Below are 1,827 nucleotides of genomic sequence, written 5' to 3' on the forward strand. Positions count from 1 at the left end.
GCGCATCAAGAATTACGAACGACGTTCGTACCGATCGTCCCATTCGTAATCGCTCTCGAGCGACAATTTTTTTTAAAAGCGGGTCAATCAGGGAATATTCCGAATTAGCTAATGGTTTTGACCACATGGCAAAGTAAGTGTAAACGGTTTGCCATTTCGGAAAATCATGCGGCAACTGACGCCATTGAGCGCCCGTACGAAGCTCGTAAAGCACTGCATTGAAGACATCAAATAGGTCCACCCTTCGAGGACATGTACGCTTGCAAAACGTCTCAAGGTCAACGCGAATCAATTCAAATTGGTCACGAGTGATATTGCTTGGATAATCAGTCATAATGAAGTCCTTTTTTCACATATTTTACCGGAAATTCAAGCGTCTTTCAAAGACCTCAAACAGTTTCTAATAGAAGTCAGTTGAGGCTTTTACCAGGGGTCCTTTAACTGTCTTATATGACTTTGATAATGATGCCAATAATCGTAAAGAGAATTTCACTAACCAGAATTAATTGAAGGCCGATCAGAATATTAAAGAATGTCGTCATTTTATCGGGATGTTGGACAAAAACTTTAATTCGTTGGTAAACGATGGGGATGGTAACAAGACTTAGCAGGGTCAGCACAGGTAAGTAGTGAAGGACTACCGCAACGATGATCATAATATAACTTAGAACGTAACAAGCGATTAAAACCTTCATGGCTGCGGAACGACCGATATAGTAGACAAGAGTGTGCTTGCCGATTTGAATATCTTCGTCCCGGTCACAAATATTATTTCCAAGCATGACGTTGCTAATTACAAGAATTGCTGGCAGAGCAACAATGAGGCCCTTTAGCCAGAAGAAGGGGTCAAATTGAGGACTGTTATAAATATTGACGTAGATGGCGAGTAGGGTAATGTTGTAGCCCATTGTGATCCCGGAAGCTGGTTCACCTAAAGGGGTCTTAAGAATCGGGTGAGGGCCACCAGAGTAGGCGTACCCAATCAAAAAACTTAAGAGACCAATCAAAAGTAGCGGCCAGCCAGTCTTAAATGTCAGATAGATCCCAATTACTGCTGAAAGGAGAACGAGACTGCCAATAATTAATCGGGCCCAAGAAAGGCTGATTTTAAATTTGGCAATAATGTTATTCTCCGAAACTGAGCCGCTGGCATTGAACCTCCTGTAATCGGTATATTGGTTGTGACCGTTAACGGCAAGGTGGAAACAGATGACCGCAATAAAGAGGCGAGCAGCATCGCCAATATTAAAGTGATCGTAATAAAAATAGGTGAAGGCACAACCTAATAAGTAAGGTAGCGCCGAAATGACAGTCGATTGTGCTTGAACAAGAGCTTTAAATTGCTGTCGACGGGTTGGAATATCCATGAATTTAACTTCTCCTTTTCTGATATTTATTAATCAAAGACTATTTTAGCGTATTCCGTTCTATACTTGATAAAATAATGCATAAGGCAGATTGTAAAATTTAAGTTGAACATTTAAGTGGACAGAAAAACCCATCAAGGTCTTTAATGGTGTTACCACACAATCCATTAGAAAGAAGGACCTTGATGAGCACCACTATTTTATCATTCCAGAACCGTGTTGTCATTGAAACGCTTCATAATGAAGGACGTTCCTTGCGATACATCGCTAACTACTTAGACTTTAGTAAGACCACCATCTTTAACGAACTTCACCGACTAAATGGTGAGTACCAGGCTGAGCTAGCGCAAACTGACTTTGAACGCAAGGTTAGTCAACGGGGGCGAAAGTCTTCGCTTACTAAAAACCTTAAACACTTGATCGAGGAAAAGAGTGGATTGAAGTCAATATTTGAGACAGA

The 1,827-nt window shown here is 41.1% G+C and carries 3 protein-coding genes; 1 reads left to right on the plus strand and 2 read right to left on the minus strand.

Going from position 1 to position 1,827, the window contains the following annotated elements:
* On the minus strand, positions 1–334 hold a 334-nt coding region (locus LKE01_RS11715), incomplete at its 3' end, for a transposase (RefSeq protein ID WP_146979255.1).
* A gap of 112 nt (positions 335–446) precedes the next feature.
* Complete coding sequence (locus LKE01_RS11720; protein WP_003646535.1) at positions 447–1,367, minus strand: prenyltransferase; 921 nt, start codon at positions 1,365–1,367, stop codon at positions 447–449.
* Between the two features lie 185 nt (positions 1,368–1,552).
* Here LKE01_RS11720 and LKE01_RS11725 point away from each other — a divergent pair.
* Positions 1,553–1,827 (plus strand): helix-turn-helix domain-containing protein (locus LKE01_RS11725; protein ID WP_146979256.1); only part of this gene is annotated, 275 nt, incomplete at its 3' end.

The organism is Lentilactobacillus kefiri (assembly GCF_007989105.1).
Lineage (GTDB): Bacteria > Bacillota > Bacilli > Lactobacillales > Lactobacillaceae > Lentilactobacillus > Lentilactobacillus kefiri.